At 42.4% G+C, this 16372-nt stretch carries 16 protein-coding genes and 1 tRNA gene; 15 read left to right on the forward strand and 2 right to left on the reverse strand.

Going from position 1 to position 16372, the window contains the following annotated elements; genetic code table 11:
- The 10 genes from KAH81_05240 to KAH81_05285 form a co-directional block, all read left to right on the forward strand.
- A partial coding sequence (locus tag KAH81_05240) for a hypothetical protein (protein ID MCK5833060.1) occupies positions 1 to 244 on the forward strand: 244 nt, incomplete at its 5' end.
- A gap of 260 nt (positions 245 to 504) precedes the next feature.
- On the forward strand, positions 505 to 768 hold the full coding sequence (locus KAH81_05245) for a helix-turn-helix transcriptional regulator (GenBank protein MCK5833061.1): 264 nt from the start codon (positions 505 to 507) through the stop codon (positions 766 to 768).
- Entirely contained in the window at positions 768 to 1199 is a 432-nt protein-coding gene (locus KAH81_05250; protein MCK5833062.1) for a hypothetical protein, read from the forward strand. The genes KAH81_05245 and KAH81_05250 overlap by 1 nt, the downstream gene beginning before the upstream one ends.
- A 21-nt stretch (positions 1200 to 1220) precedes the next feature.
- Positions 1221 to 1433: a hypothetical protein gene (locus KAH81_05255; GenBank protein MCK5833063.1), complete on the forward strand. Its 213-nt coding sequence runs from the start codon at positions 1221 to 1223 to the stop codon at positions 1431 to 1433.
- Between the two features lie 289 nt (positions 1434 to 1722).
- Positions 1723 to 1869 (forward strand): hypothetical protein, encoded by a 147-nt coding sequence (locus KAH81_05260; protein MCK5833064.1) that lies wholly within the window; start codon positions 1723 to 1725, stop codon positions 1867 to 1869.
- Between the two features lie 55 nt (positions 1870 to 1924).
- A complete protein-coding gene (locus tag KAH81_05265; GenBank protein ID MCK5833065.1) occupies positions 1925 to 2485 on the forward strand; it encodes a hypothetical protein in 561 nt (186 codons plus the stop codon).
- Between the two features lie 369 nt (positions 2486 to 2854).
- The gene (locus KAH81_05270; protein ID MCK5833066.1) at positions 2855 to 4000 is read left to right on the forward strand and encodes a N(5)-(carboxyethyl)ornithine synthase; all 1146 of its coding nucleotides are present in this window, start codon (positions 2855 to 2857) and stop codon (positions 3998 to 4000) included.
- Between the two features lie 121 nt (positions 4001 to 4121).
- Complete coding sequence (locus KAH81_05275) at positions 4122 to 4970, forward strand: Bro-N domain-containing protein (protein MCK5833067.1); 849 nt, start codon at positions 4122 to 4124, stop codon at positions 4968 to 4970.
- 135 nt (positions 4971 to 5105) lie between these two features.
- Positions 5106 to 6107, forward strand: a complete 1002-nt coding sequence (locus KAH81_05280; protein MCK5833068.1) for a hypothetical protein — start codon at positions 5106 to 5108, stop codon at positions 6105 to 6107.
- A 336-nt stretch (positions 6108 to 6443) separates the two neighbouring features.
- Complete coding sequence (locus KAH81_05285) at positions 6444 to 7466, forward strand: aminotransferase class I/II-fold pyridoxal phosphate-dependent enzyme (GenBank protein MCK5833069.1); 1023 nt, start codon at positions 6444 to 6446, stop codon at positions 7464 to 7466.
- A 147-nt stretch (positions 7467 to 7613) separates the two neighbouring features.
- Here the strand turns inward: KAH81_05285 and KAH81_05290 are convergent, their stop codons facing one another.
- Positions 7614 to 8279, reverse strand: a complete 666-nt coding sequence (locus KAH81_05290; protein MCK5833070.1) for an endonuclease III — start codon at positions 8277 to 8279, stop codon at positions 7614 to 7616.
- A 501-nt stretch (positions 8280 to 8780) separates the two neighbouring features.
- Here KAH81_05290 and KAH81_05295 point away from each other — a divergent pair.
- The 4 genes from KAH81_05295 (at position 8781) to KAH81_05310 (ending at position 12156) form a co-directional block, all read left to right on the forward strand.
- Positions 8781 to 10211 (forward strand): leucine-rich repeat protein, encoded by a 1431-nt coding sequence (locus KAH81_05295; GenBank protein ID MCK5833071.1) that lies wholly within the window; start codon positions 8781 to 8783, stop codon positions 10209 to 10211.
- Between the two features lie 56 nt (positions 10212 to 10267).
- Positions 10268 to 11536 (forward strand): imidazolonepropionase, encoded by a 1269-nt coding sequence (locus KAH81_05300; GenBank protein MCK5833072.1) that lies wholly within the window; start codon positions 10268 to 10270, stop codon positions 11534 to 11536.
- Positions 11533 to 12015: an LptE family protein gene (locus tag KAH81_05305; GenBank protein MCK5833073.1), complete on the forward strand. Its 483-nt coding sequence runs from the start codon at positions 11533 to 11535 to the stop codon at positions 12013 to 12015. The genes KAH81_05300 and KAH81_05305 overlap by 4 nt, the downstream gene beginning before the upstream one ends.
- Before the next feature lie 57 nt (positions 12016 to 12072).
- Positions 12073 to 12156: transfer RNA gene (locus tag KAH81_05310), tRNA-Leu, on the forward strand.
- Positions 12157 to 12476: 320 nt separating this feature from the next.
- Here the strand turns inward: KAH81_05310 and KAH81_05315 are convergent.
- Positions 12477 to 15371, reverse strand: coding sequence for a hypothetical protein (locus KAH81_05315; GenBank protein MCK5833074.1), 2895 nt, complete (start codon positions 15369 to 15371; stop codon positions 12477 to 12479).
- A 174-nt stretch (positions 15372 to 15545) separates the two neighbouring features.
- Here KAH81_05315 and KAH81_05320 point away from each other — a divergent pair.
- Positions 15546 to 16372 (forward strand): hypothetical protein (locus tag KAH81_05320; protein MCK5833075.1); only part of this gene is annotated, 827 nt, incomplete at its 3' end.

The raw sequence follows: 16372 nt of genomic DNA on the forward strand, positions 1-16372 counted from the left end.
GCCCTCCCGCGTGGAGATATTCGACCTCGCTGGGCGGCGCGTGGCGGAATTGCCCTCACCCTCGGTCCCTCTCCCAGAGGGAGAGGGAGGTGGTTCCTTCTCCCTTTGGGAGAAGGTGGCCGAAGGCCGGATGAGGGCCGAATTTATCTGGCAACCGGATGCCGCCATCGGTTCGGGCATCTATCTCGTCCGCGCACGGACGGCCGGTAAATCGCTGACGAAACGGGTTGTGTATCTAAAATGAAAAAGACTACGAAATTTTGTAGGGGAGGGCCTCTGTGCCCTCCCGAAATTACAAGACGCGGCACCGGCGTCGTAGTATATCTGAGATAAGCGCTACCGAAGGGAATCCAACAGCTCAATTCCTAACCACTTCGATTCTAACGAAGCTTCGTAAAGCCAATCATAATAATATTTATATTTTCCCTTTGACAAATCCAATTGTGCGCGTATATTCACATTAGAAGATTGTAAATATACAACAAATACACAGAAATAGGTAAAATGGAATCGAAAAAACTTTATAATCGAATCGGGCTACTAAGACAGGAGAGAGGAGTCTCGCGGAAAGAACTCGCCGAAGCTATCGGCGTTAACTACCAAACCGTAGGCTATCTCGAACGCGAGGAGTATAACCCGAGTTTGGGCCTCGCATTCCGAATTAGCGAGTTTTTCGGTCTGCCGGTCGATTTCATCTTCTCGACCGAACCGATGAAACCGCTCAGCGAAGAACTTTTCAAACTTAAAAAAAAAAGAGGTGACGACTAATGCGAACGAATCTATCAAAATCGGCAAGGCGCGCGGGGATCATTGTCAATTATCTGGCGCTTCTTGTTACAATCGTGATACCGGAGATTATCAGAAGAATTGAAATTCCTACGTGGATTGCCGCTGCCACGCTATCGGGTGCGATTTTCATTACAGCAATATCATACTATATCGTCTATCATCGGACGGGATTGTGGAGTTTCGTCCATAGAAGTTTCGATAAATACGATGAGCGCGAGGCCGGGATCGCCCTTAACTCGCTCCGAATCGGTTATGCGATATTCACCGTAATTGTCCTAGCGATTATGCTCGTTTACTCCGTGACCGAGATTGCGGTGAACGTGGTTTTAGTCGCCGGATTGATTTTCGCGGCGCATGTGTTACCGGCATCGGTAATCGCATGGACTGAAAGCATAATTCCCGAAAATTGATCAATTTAATGAGGAAACATAATGAATGAAACGGACAATTTCACAATCGACACGCAAATCGGCTATTATCCTGAATTATATCATGCTTATTCTATTTCTTGCATCGTTTATATGGGCGACAAACTCAAGCTCGAACACCGCCACGATAATCCTATCGATACTTTTCGCGGCGACGCTTCGGCAGGCTCACCGACCGGCGAGGCGAAGATATTACCAAACGGGTGGTTTATTTGAAATAAAGACAACGGCGCGACCTCCTCGCTGACGAAAACGGACGAATACAACGGCTCGATCCCCCGAACGAATGCTCCGACAGACAGGAAAAACACTCGCACGGAGGCAAAAGGTAGATTCGATGACAGGTTTTGGCCGGTTTAGGGCATTTGCGCCGAAAAGGAGGCAAATATGGTTGGTTTTATGTCGAAATAGAATGGCAACGCGGAAGCCTCGAAAAAGCCCCTTGCTAAAAAAACCAAACCGTATTAAATTGTCTGCAGCAAAATTGAATAATGGGAGAGGGAATATGTCCAAGGTCGCAATTGTTAAAGACGAACTCGCAAAACTCGAAGCCACCCGCGACACCACCGACGCCGAAATCGAAAAACTCGTCTATGACCTCTATAACCTCACCGAGGATGAAATCGCAATCGTGGAGGGTTCCGCGGGATGAAAATAAAGAACGACATAACCACCAAAGAACTCAAAGCCATTCAGGAGGCGATGAAGTGAATCCTGTATTAACTAACATCATCGCGATTATTCTTACAGCAGGAGTAACCTATTATTTCACTGCACTCCATTTTCGCAAGCAGAAGCGCTATGAATTTAGTCAACGGCGCCTCGACGAGTTATACGCGCCATTTTATGGCTATAGTAAAAAAATTAGAGTTAATGCCAAATTTCGTGTCAAAGCTAGTAAAGCATCTGAAAAAACGTGGCGCGAAATCTGTAAAAGTAACCCGCAACCGTCCATTGACCACGATAAAGATTTCGAACCTTACAAGCGCCAGATAGAGGATGAAAACAAGCGTTTTAACGAAGAAGATATTCCGGCATACGACGCAATGCTCGACCTTCTTAAAACGAAAAACCAATTTGCATACCATTCAACTTTAAAATGGTTCGACCAGTTCGCTGAATTCGTTGCTCATTTGCATCGTCGTCTACCGGCAAAAACCCTCAAGGAACTCGATATTTCAGAAGAACCTCTTTTCGATTTCTATTCAGAGGTCAAGGAGCGATACAATCAATTGAAACTAAAACTATCGGGGGATAAAAAGGAATAATAAAAACCCTATAAACCCGACGACCTGACGAAGAAGGGGCAGGACTCCAAGCGCGACGGGTCGAACAATGCCCTTCGACAGACTCAGTGACCGAAGAGTAGAAAAGGGCAAGACGGGACCGAAAAAGAAAAAATAAGCGTTAGTTATAAGAAATGATTTTGGAGGGGGGAGAATCCCCCCTGTCCCCCTTATTAAGGTGGTGACAAGCGGAACGATGATGGGGGGATAAAATTGCAGAAGATTGCTGTGTCGCCGGTTTCCGCTCGCAATCTGGTTCGAGGATAAAACCGTAACTACGGCTAAATCCCTAAAAACGAAAATATACTCCCGCGTGTAGCGTGGGAATAACAAGAAAGAGAGAATCTAATAATGACACAACAACTATTAACTGTTGGCGTAATTGGAAAATCACTGAAGGAAAACGAAAAACGAGTAGCAATTCATCCGGAACATATTAAACGTATTCAAAAGAAATTACGAAAACAAATTACTTTTGAAGAAGGATATGGGTTGAGATTTGGAATGGATGATAAAACCTTGGCCAAATTATCATCGGGACGAGTTGCTTCGAGAGACGAAATTCTTAATAACTTCGATTGTGTGATTATGCCTAAACCTCTGGTAGAAGATTTATCTGAAATTCGTGAAGGCGCGATTATCTGGGGATGGCCGCATTGTGTTCAACAGAAAGAAATTACCCAGGTATCAATCGAAAAAAAGTTGACACTCATTGCATGGGAAGAAATGTTCGCATGGAGTCAAACAGGCGATAAGAATATGCATATATTTTACAAAAATAATGAAATTGCCGGCTATGCAGGAGTAAGCCATGCATTAAGTCTGATGGGAATTAACGGGTATTATGGAAAATCAATGAAAGCTATGGTACTCGGTTTTGGATCGGTTAGCCGCGGAGCAGTTTATGCATTACAAGGTCAAGGATTTCGGGATATCACAATTTGTACTCATCGATTATCAACACAAGTTCAAGATCAATCACCTAGTGTATTGTTTAAACAAACGGTAAGTGATGACTTAGGAAACTTGCATATACTTGAATCTAATGGGAATGTCCTACCAATTGCAGAAGTATTATCTGATGTGCAAATAATTGTTAATGGTATTCTACAAGACAGCGATAATCCAAAAATGTTTGTGTCAGCAATCGATGCTCCTAAATTGATGAAAAGGACTCTTATCATTGACATAAGTTGTGATAAAGGAATGGGATTTTGGTGCGCACAACCCACATCCTTTGAGAATCCAATAATAGAAGTCGATGGTAAGTTTTATTATGCGGTTGACCACAGCCCAAGTTATTATTGGGATTCTGCCACCTGGGAAATCTCGAATGCACTGCTCCCATTTTTACCCGTTGTTATTGGCGGACCAAAAGAATGGGCGAAGGACGATACGATTTCGAGAGCAATAGAAATACGCAAGGGAGTAATTCAAAATCCAAAAATCCTTTCATTCCAAAAACGAGCGAAAGAATATCCGCACCTAATTCGGTAGTTCGAGCCGGTCGTGGCCGAAAGGATTTGAAATCGTCGACCACCTCATAGCCCCGCCCTCGCAATAAACCAAATGGTGGGAATGGGGGAGATTGTGGAGGGGAAATTTGAGGGGAGAAGAAATGTCCAAGGAAATAAAGCCCATTACAAAGATAGCGGTCTTCAAGAAAAAGGAAATCCGCAAAGCGATTCACGACAACGAATGGTGGTTTTCTGTCGTCGATATCGTCGCAGTGTTGACCGACAGCGCTAACCCAGGAGCATACTGGAGAAAGCTCAAACAACGACTCAGAGAGGACGGAAGTGAAGTCGTGACATTTTGTCACGGGTTGAAATTGGAAGCGCCCGACGGCAAAATGCGCGAGACCGACTGCGCCAACACCGAGTCAATGTTTCGCATTATTCAGTCGATACCGTCGCCCAAAGCCGAGCCGTTCAAGCGGTGGCTGGCAAAGGTCGGCTATGAACGCGTGCAGGAAATCGAGGACCCGGAGCTTGCCACGAAACGCACGCGCGCAATATACAAGGCAAAAGGCTATCCCGACGACTGGATCGAAAAACGGATGCGCGGAATCGCAATTCGGGAAGAGCTCACCGATGAGTGGAAAAAACACGGTGTCGAGGAGGCTGCCGAATACGCGATTTTGACAGCGGAAATCTCGAAAGCGACATTCGGCCTAACTCCGAACGAATATAAAAAGCTGAAAAAAATCGAGCGCGAGAACCTGCGCGACCACATGACCGATCTCGAACTGATTTTCTCGATGCTCGGCGAGGCATCGACCACGCAAATAACAAATACCGAGGACCCCGAAGGATTCGACGAGAACAAGCAAGTCGCGCGGCGCGGTGGGAACGTCGCGGGGGTAGCGCGCAAAAAGCTCGAGGAGGAAACGGGCAAACCGGTTGTAACCGGTGAAAACTACCTCGACTCCGGCGAGAACACGGCATTGCCGGAAGAAGCGGACTAAGCGACTTTTATCTTGAAACTTGAAATGAAAACGACAACCACGTTCCACCGCATAGTCTCCATCCCCGCCCTCGCAATAAACCAAATGGCGAGAATGGGGGAGATGGCGGAGGGGGAGATATAAAGGGAGGAAAGAATGGCAACTGAAATTAAAACATGGCAAATCGTAAACGGAACCTTGCAACAAGTTGAAACGACTTTACAATCAGAAAAAAGGACAGAACCATATGATTTCGAGCCCTGGATATTGTCTAATCCTGCTATTTTAGGGACAGATATAGCAATAATAGGAAATCAGGTTACATCAAAAGCCGGGAAAATTGATATTTTAGGGATAGACAGCTCCGGTAATATTGTGATTGTAGAATTAAAACGAGGAGAGCTTTATAGAGATGTTTTCGCACAAGCTGTTGACTATGCCTCTGATGTTAGTAAATGGACTGTAGATAAATTAAGTGAAGTATGTCTCGAAAAATCAGATAAGACCTTGGACGAGTTATTTAGCGATTGTTTCCCTAATATAGAGCTTGAAAACATTAACATCAATAGCACTCAAAGAATAATAATCGTTGGTTTCTCAATAGAATCTTCTTTGGAACGTATGATAGAGTGGATGTCGGATGAGTTTGGAGTCAATATCAATGCGATCATTCTTAAATATATCAAAACAAATTCTGGCGATGAAATATTGGCAAAAACATCTATTATATCTGAACAATTAGAAAAAGAAAGAGTCCATAAACAGAAGAAGTTTATCATTCCAATGTCAGATGAACCCGGACAGCACGATGATGAAGAATTAAAAACACTACTATCTCGATATTTAAGAAAAAATGCAATTACTAACAAACGTATCAGGGACATATTGTTACCAGCTTTACTTAAAAAGAAAAAAGTAACACGAGAAGAACTAAAAGAGGAGTTAATAAAACACGAACCAAACTGTAAACCCGAAAAAGTAGGTTTCTATATTACTCCGATTTCCGGACAACTTGGTATGGAAAAAAACGATTTTTTAAGGCAGGTAATAGCTTATGAATATCCAAACAATGACTGGGAAAAGGATAACTTTTCGATAATAGACGAGAAACGGCAATTAATAGAAGAAATATTGATTGAATTAGAACAGAATAATTAAGGAGGTTTAAACTAAACGCACGCCTCCCTCGTCGGCGGGGTGGTATAAGGATTGGAGTTGCGAGATGCCTTTTTTCATTGCTGTCGGTTTCAACCGACGGGGGAGGGTGGAGGTGAGGGCAATGCCGGCGACGTTGGCGCGGGGGTGGCGATGGCGCGCAATTTGCCTTTGCAAATTTCGTGACATCGAGGTGGGCGGGCGAAATATAATAATCAAAATTCCTTATCGACCGTAGCAAAAATCGTGACAACGATTGATAGGATAAAAACGACTCGTTAAATTTCTTTGCCCTAGGTTGGTTATTCTGTAAATTTAGAGCTAAATGAAAGGAAATAAATGATAGATTTAAGAAGCGATACAATAACCCAACCATCGATGGAGATGAGAAATGCTATGCGTTCAGCGCTTGTTGGCGATGATGTCCTCGGAGACGACCCTACAGTTTTAGAACTCGAGCAAAGAACTGCAGAAATTCTTGGGAAAGAGGCAGCCATATATACCCCATCGGGAACTATGGCTAACCAAATTGCAATACGCGCATTGACCAATCCCGGAGATGAGGTTATATGCGATGAAACAGCGCATATATATAATTACGAGGCTGGAGCACCAGCAGTAATATCTGGTGTTATATTGAAGCTTTTATGTGGTGAGCGTGGTGTTTTTACTGCAAAAAAACTCGAAGAAACCCTGCGTCCGAAAAATGTTCATTTTGCTCCTGCAAAATTGGTAGTGCTTGAAAATACATCAAATAGAGGATGCGGTAGAATATGGCCTCTAAATAACATAAAAGAAATACAAGCTTTATGCAAAAATAGAGGAATAAAACTCCATCTCGATGGCGCACGTCTTTGGAATGCTTCGGTAGCAAGTGGAATATCTGAAGCTGAATATGCCGAGTATTTCAATACAGTAAGCGTCTGCTTTTCCAAGGGCCTCGGGGCACCGATTGGCTCGGTTTTAGCGGGTGATACAGATACTATCGAACACGCCAGAAGAATTCGTAAAATGCTTGGAGGTGGGATGCGTCAAGCCGGTATAATTGCCGCCGGCGCGCTTTACGCGCTTGAAAATAATAGATCTCGCCTTAAAATAGACCACGCGAACGCAAAACACCTAGCTGAGGGGATTAGTCAAATTTGCGGTATCTCTATAAATCCTGCTATTGTCGAGACAAATATAGTTATATTCGGTGTCGATACTATGCCTTCAGAGGAACTTCGCTTTAAACTAGAGGAACGGGGTGTTCGTATGTTAACTACTTCTCCTTCAAATCTTCGAGCAGTAACAAATCTTATGGTTAATTCAAGTGATATAGAATCTTCAATTCAAGCTGTTGAAAAAGCAATGAGTTCTTGATTGTTGAATCAATTGGGTAGATAGACTTCCATCTGCTGAGTGGTTTTGTGATAAATTGCATAACCTCGATATTCAAGATCATCAAGGCAATCAACTCCAGATCTTCGAGTGCTAATTACAGAAATTAAAGTCTATTAGTCATTAACATTATCTTCTGGCGTATTCGCAAACTGAAAGTAATTCACATTCTCGACATTTGGGTTTATGAGGTCGGCATATCTTTTTACCAAGATCGATTATTTCAAGATGAAGATTCATCATGAGATCAGGTGAACAGACTTCGGTCATTGATCTCTGGATTTTGATTGCAGCTGTTCCCTCTGGAAAAAAGCCTATGCGAGAGAGTATCCTTCTAATGTGGGTATCCACCGGGAAATAAGGTGCTCCACGATGAAACAACAAGAATACAGCGGCTGTCTTTTCTCCAATTCCATCGCGCTCGACAAGCCATTGGAAGGCTTTTTCCGTTGAAATATCTAAAAGGAAATCTGCGGAATAAGCAGCGGTTCGTTCGTGTATAGCATCGAGTAAAGCTTTAATTCGCGGTGCACGTTGGTTCATCATGCCAGCGGGTTTGATAGCTTTAACAATTTCGTCTAGCTTCGCTTTGGCAACGCTTTCCCAACTATCGAAACAATTCAACAGTTGCGCATATCCGATATCACGATTATGGTCGGAGGTATTCTGTGACATAAGTCCCGCAATTAACGCGCCCGTGGTGCCCCCCTCTCGGGGGGGCATATGTGCGTTGCCGATTCTGTCTTGAAGTAGTATTGAGATTTTTTTTATATTCTTTTTAGACAAGCGAAACATTATCCACCTTAACAAATATAGCCTCAGCAGAGGCAGATTTTTCTAAATTTTGCAAGATTATTTCGCCTTCGGCTGTGTAATAACGAGGCTTATAAACGGTCCATTTCTCAGTGAGCATGTATATTTCCAAAATTAATACCTTTTTTTAAATCGCACTTTTAGCGTGGTTGTTAGATAATATTTTTTCTGAAGATTTTATCCAGATATGCAAAATATCTCTCCCAAAATAGCCTGTAATATGGATTTTTATGTCCATTTTGATCTACCCTGATTATCCTTGAATTCGAAAGAAAGGCTGAGACCACATTCATTCTTTAGCCCACACACGAAGCAGCCTTTGTAATTGCGTATGTTTTCCCATTCCTGCATGTGTATTAAGATAGACATTAGTATTTATTGAGTCAATGAAAAAAAACTCATACCTATTAACATTTTAACTTGACTTATAGCTTACAATAAGTTATTAATCCTTTTGAAAAAACAGTATTAAGGAGTTCACAATTGGTCAAGTGGTTTTCATTAATTATTATTATTCCTATTATAGTTGTTTTCTGTAGTTGCACAGAAAAACCAATCGATCCTCCTAGTCCTAATCCAGATTCGAGCGCTTTCAATATTGAAATTCTGCGCCCTTGGGAAGGTGATACAGTATTTGAAATGTTGAAGATAATTGCCGAGGCTGATACAGAGCTTGATTATGTCCAAATTGTTATAGATACTTTAATTAGAATTGATAGCTTAAAGCCATTTATATCCACATTTGATGTATCTCTTTTTGAATCAGGGAATTATAATGCTGTTGTTACCGGATTCATGGGTTCTGTAAGTGAATCCGCTAAGGTTGAAGTAATCATAGAAAACACACACTGCGATTCTCTCGAACCAATCATAATAAATGGAATTGAGATATCAGAACATAAAGCCTTCAGAAGCCAAGCTGGATGTGTACTCGCGCTTTATATGAACAGCATGGGTTTAACCGATCCGAATTGTCTTAATGGCATTGAAGAGTATAGTCTAACGCTTAAATGGCTTTACTTGCATGGCAACGAATTAACTTCGCTAGATATCTCTCCGCTGCAAGGTTTTACTTCACTCGAATTAATAAAGCTAGATAATAACAACCTCGAATCTCTAGACCTTTCCCCTTTAATGAATTTACCTAGTTTCGAAGTCCTCCAAGCTAGTAATAATAATCTTGATAGTATAGATCTTTATCCTCTTTCAACTTGCAGAAAATTAAGTAACATCGATATATCCTACAATGAATTAAGTGCATCAGATTTCACATGTTTTAATCAATGTAGTGAATTGAAATACATGGACTTAAAAGGTAATTGTTATACTAGTATGGATTTGACTTTTCTTTCTAATTGCATTCGACTTCAAGATTTAGACCTAAGTGAAAATCAAATTGAAAACCTAAATCTTGACCCCTTGGCTGATCTAATTAGGTTGGAGAATCTTTTGTTGAGCAATAACTCAATAGAATTAATTGATCTCGACGCTCTAAGGAATTGCTCTAAGCTCTATCAACTCGACCTAAGTTATAATTCCATAGATAGCATAGATTTAGAACCTTTATATAACCTCAGGGAATTGGAAATACTCAAGCTGTGGGTCAATAATTTAGAGGTTGTCAATCTAGACCCATTATCAACCTGTGAGAATATTAAGGAGATATATCTCAGTAGAAACGAGATAGACTCTATTATTCTAGATCCGCTCGCCGACTGTTTAAAGCTTCAAATCTTCCAGATTGGAGTTAACAACCTCAGAAGCATCGATCTCACGCCTCTATGGGACCTTGAAGAGCTAGAAGAGATATGGGTTAATTACAATCCTTTCGATACAGCAGCTTGTCTCGGAGTTTGTGCCTTTCAAGATGCTCATTCACATATTGCGGTTGTGACTGACTGCGAGTGCAATTAACGCATGCTTGACATCTCCGCTTTTTGGGTTATTTTACATCGAGTTTGGAGGTATTTATGAAGATAAACACTCTTATAGTCGGTGCTGAACAGCTATTAACCTTTGATGAATATGGCGGTATGGTCGCATTACACGGCCATAAAATGCGCGATATTGGCATTGTTGAAAAAGGTGCAGTCGCAATATCTGGGAACGATATAGTCGCATATGGAGAAACACTAGACCTTCTTTCCGAATTGGAAATAGACGGCGATACTCGAATAATCGATGCAAAGGGAAAAATAGTTACTCCGGGGCTTGTAGATTCACACACACATCCGGTTTTTTCTGGGACGCGAGAAAAAGAATTCTCTATGAGAATTCAGGGGAAATCATACATGGAAATAGCCGCTGCAGGCGGCGGAATACTGAATACTGCAAGAAGAACGCGCCAGACATCGCGCGAGCAAATGGCACACGATGCCAATCGGTATCTTGCATGGATGCTCGGTTTTGGTATCACTACAGCTGAGGCTAAATCAGGTTACGGCCTCGATTTTGATACAGAAATGGCTATGCTTCAAGTTATTCGGTATCTCGGTCAAACCGGCAAACTCGACCTTGTGCCTACATTTTTAGGCGCCCACGAGATACCCGAAAAATATCGCCCGGACCGTGCCGACGAGTATGTTGATATTGTTTGTAATGAAATGATCCCAAAGGTAGCCGAGGGAGATTTAGCCAAATTCTGCGATGTCTTTTGTGAGCATAAAGTGTTCGATATTGAACAGACAAGAAAGATTTGTCTCAAAGCTAAAGAGCACAAACTTGGCATAAAATTACACGCCGATGAGATCGAACCTATGGGTGGCACCGAGTTGGGAGTTGAATTGGGAGCAACTAGCGTCGATCATATAATCGAAGTTTCACCCTTAGGTATAGAGAGATTAGCTAGTTCTAACACGGTGGCGACCTTACTTCCGGGAACATCACTATTCTTGAATAAGGGTAAATTCGCACCCGCGAGAGATCTTATCGAAGCTGGGGCGATAGTTGCGCTTGCTACCGATTTCAATCCCGGGAGTTCCCCAACCGCAAATTTACCTTTAATAATGAGCCTTGGATGTATCTCTATGAGAATGACCCCTGAGGAAGTATGGTCTGCGGTTACTATTAATGCAGCTTTTGCAATAGGTATAGGAGACAAAATAGGCTCCATCACACCCGGAAAACAAGCCGACCTGACAATCTGGAATGTCGAAGATTATCAACAGGTTCCTTATTTTTACGGTGTCAACCTTGTGGATACAGTAATAAAAAATGGGCGTATTGCGCTTAAGAGATGAAGATTAAATTTTTACCATTATTGTTTTTAGTGCTTTTTTGCGCTTGTTGGTATAGCTTCACTTTGAGGCCTTATCCCGATATTGAAACGGTCTTCGTAGAACCTTTTACAAACCAAAGCGACAGATATGAGCTTTCCACCGATATAACAGAGGGGCTTATTAGCGAGTTGAACTCGAACTCCCTTTTGAAATTATCCAACAGGGAAAGCACCCATTCGATATTATCGGGTGAGGTGAATTATTTTAATATTGAAGCTTATACTTATACCTCCGGCGAAGAACCAGTCGATTACCGAGTTACGATTCGAGCGAAAGTAAGATTCGCAAAAGCCGGATCAGAGCAAGCCTTCTGGGATTCGACCCTTGAAGGTTTCGCCACTTATCCTTTAGATGAATCGACCAAATCGGAATCTCAAGCTATAAACGAAGCCGTTTTTATGCTTATTGGTAGGATAGTAGATAGGCTTCGCACAGGATAGACCCCTTTTTTGGGCTTGACAGCAAGGGCTTCGAATTCTATAATTTGCACACGAAAAGCCGAAGTGGCGGAATTGGTAGACGCGCTAGGTTCAGGGTCTAGTATCCTTATGGATGTGGGGGTTCGAGTCCCCCCTTCGGCAAAAATTGAGGACGGGTTTCGGCCCGTCCTTTTTTATGCTATTTATTCTCGCCCACGGAAGCGAATCGGCGAAGCCGTTGAGCACGTCATCCGACCGAGTCTCCCCTTCGGCAAAGGCATAAAACCGGCTTTAACGCCGGTTTTTTTATGGCTAAACTTTAATTATACATGATAAGTTATAGAGTTTAATTTGCTATTAAACGATTTTGCAATATAAAATGAATATTAATAATTAATTGATGTTCTGTAAGTTATCAGTATCTATTGATATATAACATAAGATAAATATAAATAACTAGTTATAATTTAACATGTTATTTACTAATTAACTATTGGGGTCTTCTTAATTGGTTCTTGCAATTCGATTTTTAAATTTTCGAGTTTATCATCTACAGTAGGCCTGGGAGCACTTATCGAAGACGGCGCTGGATTAGAATAATCGATTTGCGGCTTATCGACAGGTCCAATCTGAATCAATTCTTCGGCTTTTATAACACGCTTGAAGCGATAATCCTCGAAACCGGCTCTTTTTGCGACAACGCGCCAATCGAAGGTTGCGTTCGATTGGCCACTGCCAAGCTCGACAACCTCAAAACCACTCTGTTTTTTTACAACAGCGAGGCCGTTGCAGTTTGGATCTGTAAGCTGAACGAAGACTTTGATAGGGTTGTCCTTGTCGATTGTGACGATGCTCAAGAAATCTTTGGGTAATTCGACATAAGTCTTGCCATTATCAAGTTGTCCATCGCCGAAATCCTCGAACCAAATCTCCGGTGATTCCTGGCAATAAACAGCGCGATAGCCATCTTTAGTTTTTAATATTGCAGATTTAGTCCCATCCACAAAAAAATCTGTAGTAACACGAACGTCGCCGGTAAAATAACCACCCCAATCCGATGCGATTGTTTCGCAACTACCGAAAACACCTACATCAACACCACTTGAATAATCGTTTGCATAACCTACAACTCCTTTATTAGCCGAAGTAGTGCTGTTACCTTCTCCTTGAATACCGGTTTTTCCTATGGCAACCATACCGTAGCCGCTGGTTTCATCGTCGCTTGTTCCGTAAACGCCATAGGTGCCGGCTGTTTCGTCGCCCCAACCGAAAACACCAATATTATCGCTATATCCAACAACTCCAGAACCGTCTATAATGCCTCCGGGGAGGACAAGATCGCTTTCCGCACCATGGATACCCACACCTTCGGTATCGGATGTTCGCCCGATTATCGCGTAACTATCGTCATCATCGCTAGAAGAGTGTCCGAAAATACCTACATTCGTGCCGTTACCATTAATCGCGGAGCCAGCATTAAGAATAGTAATGTCATCACGAGAACCCATAAGGCCGAGAATCGCGGTGCCAGAATCGGCGTAGTTGATACCGTAAACAGCAAAACCAAGAGCGACAATAGAATCGGATACATTCTCATGAATGCCGGTCGAACATGTTGCGAAAACTGCGTAATTATATCCACTCGTTGTATTCGAGTTGCTCCTAGCACGAATTGCTAAACCTTTCTCATTGTATGTTTGTGCAAAAAGACCCCATGAGCTGGCAGAAGTATCTCCTATGAATGAGCCTCCGATGTCTTTTGAAAGACCTGTTACGGCCGTGCCTTGATACCAACTTCCGGCAAAGCCTTCAGAGACGCCGAATACCGCACCGCTTTTGTCACTGCCATATCCATATACACCCCACGATACTGTATCTGAACTGGCAAAAAAGCCACCAGAACACATATATGCGTTGCTTGTGCCATAAACACCATCGGTTCCAGAACCAAAGCCAAGCACACCTGCCCCCAATCCGTAGGAACTAACCCCTAAAACTCCAACTGATTTTGCTCCACCATCGCCGTAAACCCCGGCAAAAGTGCTATCGTCGGTTGTTCCGGAGAGAGCGTAGCCATCTTCGGAGGTTATATATAATCCACTGTCGGCACAGTCCCAGTTTTCATTGCAATGCGTATGACCATCGGTGGCAAAGTAATTTGAATCGTGGCCGTCGATGAAATCAGCATCGAGGCCGGAAGTTGATCCTTGCGGGCTAACATTAATAGTGATTTCACCTAGAGATTCGCTAATACCTATATTCAGTCCGGCATTGACATCTTCAGGACGAAGATAGCGAGCATCGGCATAATCTCGATCCATCACATCGTCACCGGAGTCAGGGGTTCCAGTTAACGCTATCCTCCCGTTTACATACAATTTTTCCAATGGCGTTGTCGTTCCTATTCCAACATTGCCAGTGACAGCCGAATAGATATTGCTTCCTGAAACCACCCAATCTCCATCGTCTCCACCGCTACCAGAACCTATATCGGTCCAGCTTCCACTAAAATTCCTAAACTGAAGTGTTCCTGAATTGTCGCGAAAGCCATAGCCCGATGAACCATCAGCATCGTCGAAATTAATATACGAGCTGTAGGAGAGTCCAATATTGCCATTGACATCGAGCTTGTGATCAGGGGAGACGTCGCCAATACCTACATTTCCGGTAGGAAGGGAATACATTGTAAGGCCACTAATTTGCCAGTCAGCATCTATAATAGAGGGGATACCCATTATGGAGTCCCAGTGAACATGTGCTGCCCAATGCGCGGAATCAGCCCAAGCTAGATAACCAATAGAGTCAATATAGCCGATTGAGTCAATATAAGAAATAGAATCAATATAGGATATGGAATCGATGTATGTTATTGAGTCTATATAAGAGATAGAGTCTATATAGGAAATCGAATCGACATATGTAACCGAATCTATAAAATTTACATAGGATACACCCTCGACGCTATCCGCCCAGATTGCTCGATAGGCATAAGCTACCGGCGATAGGGGATTTCTGGGAGTTAGAAACTCATCGAGTGCATCGATTACATCGCCATCGTCGTTTCTATCTACTTTTATTTGAACCCAATAGTTTTCATCAAAAGGCATATCAATTGCGTTTGTTTCTCCGAGTAGCACATCGAAAAGCCCTTTAGTGATATCTACACTCAAAGTTTCTGCCCAGATGGGTGTTCCTCCAAACTCGATATCATAAATAAAAAAGGCAATTTGTCGGGAGGGATCGTCAATTGCAACGCCGTCTGGATCGGTCAATTTACCCTGATAATTCAATGTGCTCGGGATTACCGCAAACACGCAACTGGATATGATTAATAAAATCCAGATCAGGTAGAAAGAAAATATTTGATTTTTGCCCACTATTTCCTCCGATTTAATGAGAATGCACTTAACCTATAATATAAATTGCTTATTAAATCCAGTCAATACTTATAATCAGTATCAAATAGATTATTTTAAAAATATGTTTTCCTTAAAAAAGCGTTTTAGATGAAAAATATTGACATCGAGGCTTCAGCGAATTAGATTCTCAATATGATTTTGTCTAGAAAAGCAAATAAGATTGCGACGCAAGTCATTTTTTTACTCGATGCTCTCCTTATTGCAGGTTCTTTTACTTTAGCCTGGTGGATGCGTTTCAAGTGGGACACTATTCCACTCGATAAACCTTTCCAATCATTCGAAACCTATTTCATGCCCATTCTTGTAGCATCGGTGATATGGCTTTCGACTTTCGGTTGGCAGAGACTCTTCAGAATAGAGTTTTCAAGGAAATGGGGCGAAGAAATATCGAAGGTCTTGAAAGCCACTATAGTAGCTGCTGTCGTTTCCATGTCTTTGACTTTCGTTTTTAAAACACAGTCATACAGCCGCTTGATGCTTGCTATAGGTATCACGCTTGTCTTCATCATTACAATAGCAGTCCATCGAATATTTATTATCACCCTGAGAAGGCTTCTCGAAAAGGGGATAGGCGTTGCCAAGAAGATCGTTGTCGGAGATGGAGAGCTTGCGAAGAAATGCGTCGAGGAAATATTGAAGGACCCGCTTATTGAAAAGGGATTTATTGGCATACTGTGCACGGAGGAATCACCTAATAAGCTCGGTTCGCCAAGTCAGCTTAAAGAAATCCTTATAAAAAATGGGATCGACGAAGTTCTTCTTGCAGAGCCAAATGTTTCAGAATCGGCTATAAGACGAATCATTTACGAATGCAGAAAGGAAAAAGCCCTTTTTGTTATGGTTCCCCAGTTTCAAGCTCTGCTCCGAGGGCGGATCGAAATAGGCAAAATAGGGGAGGTAGGTAGCATTATATTTGTTGATGTTGCTATGACAGGGTGGCAGAGATACCTTAAAAGGGC

This window comes from bacterium (genome assembly GCA_023145965.1).
Taxonomy (GTDB): domain Bacteria; phylum UBP14; class UBA6098; order UBA6098; family UBA6098; genus UBA6098.

Coding starts and splice junctions, on each gene's coding strand:
- KAH81_05245 (MCK5833061.1), top strand. CDS start 505: ATGGAATCGAAAAAACTTTATAATCGAATCGGGCTACTAAGACAGGAG.
- KAH81_05250 (MCK5833062.1), top strand. CDS start 768: ATGCGAACGAATCTATCAAAATCGGCAAGGCGCGCGGGGATCATTGTC.
- KAH81_05255 (MCK5833063.1), top strand. CDS start 1,221: ATGAATGAAACGGACAATTTCACAATCGACACGCAAATCGGCTATTAT.
- KAH81_05260 (MCK5833064.1), top strand. CDS start 1,723: ATGTCCAAGGTCGCAATTGTTAAAGACGAACTCGCAAAACTCGAAGCC.
- KAH81_05270 (MCK5833066.1), top strand. CDS start 2,855: ATGACACAACAACTATTAACTGTTGGCGTAATTGGAAAATCACTGAAG.
- KAH81_05275 (MCK5833067.1), top strand. CDS start 4,122: ATGTCCAAGGAAATAAAGCCCATTACAAAGATAGCGGTCTTCAAGAAA.
- KAH81_05280 (MCK5833068.1), top strand. CDS start 5,106: ATGGCAACTGAAATTAAAACATGGCAAATCGTAAACGGAACCTTGCAA.
- KAH81_05285 (MCK5833069.1), top strand. CDS start 6,444: ATGATAGATTTAAGAAGCGATACAATAACCCAACCATCGATGGAGATG.
- KAH81_05290 (MCK5833070.1), bottom strand. CDS start 8,279: ATGTTTCGCTTGTCTAAAAAGAATATAAAAAAAATCTCAATACTACTT.
- KAH81_05300 (MCK5833072.1), top strand. CDS start 10,268: ATGAAGATAAACACTCTTATAGTCGGTGCTGAACAGCTATTAACCTTT.
- KAH81_05305 (MCK5833073.1), top strand. CDS start 11,533: ATGAAGATTAAATTTTTACCATTATTGTTTTTAGTGCTTTTTTGCGCT.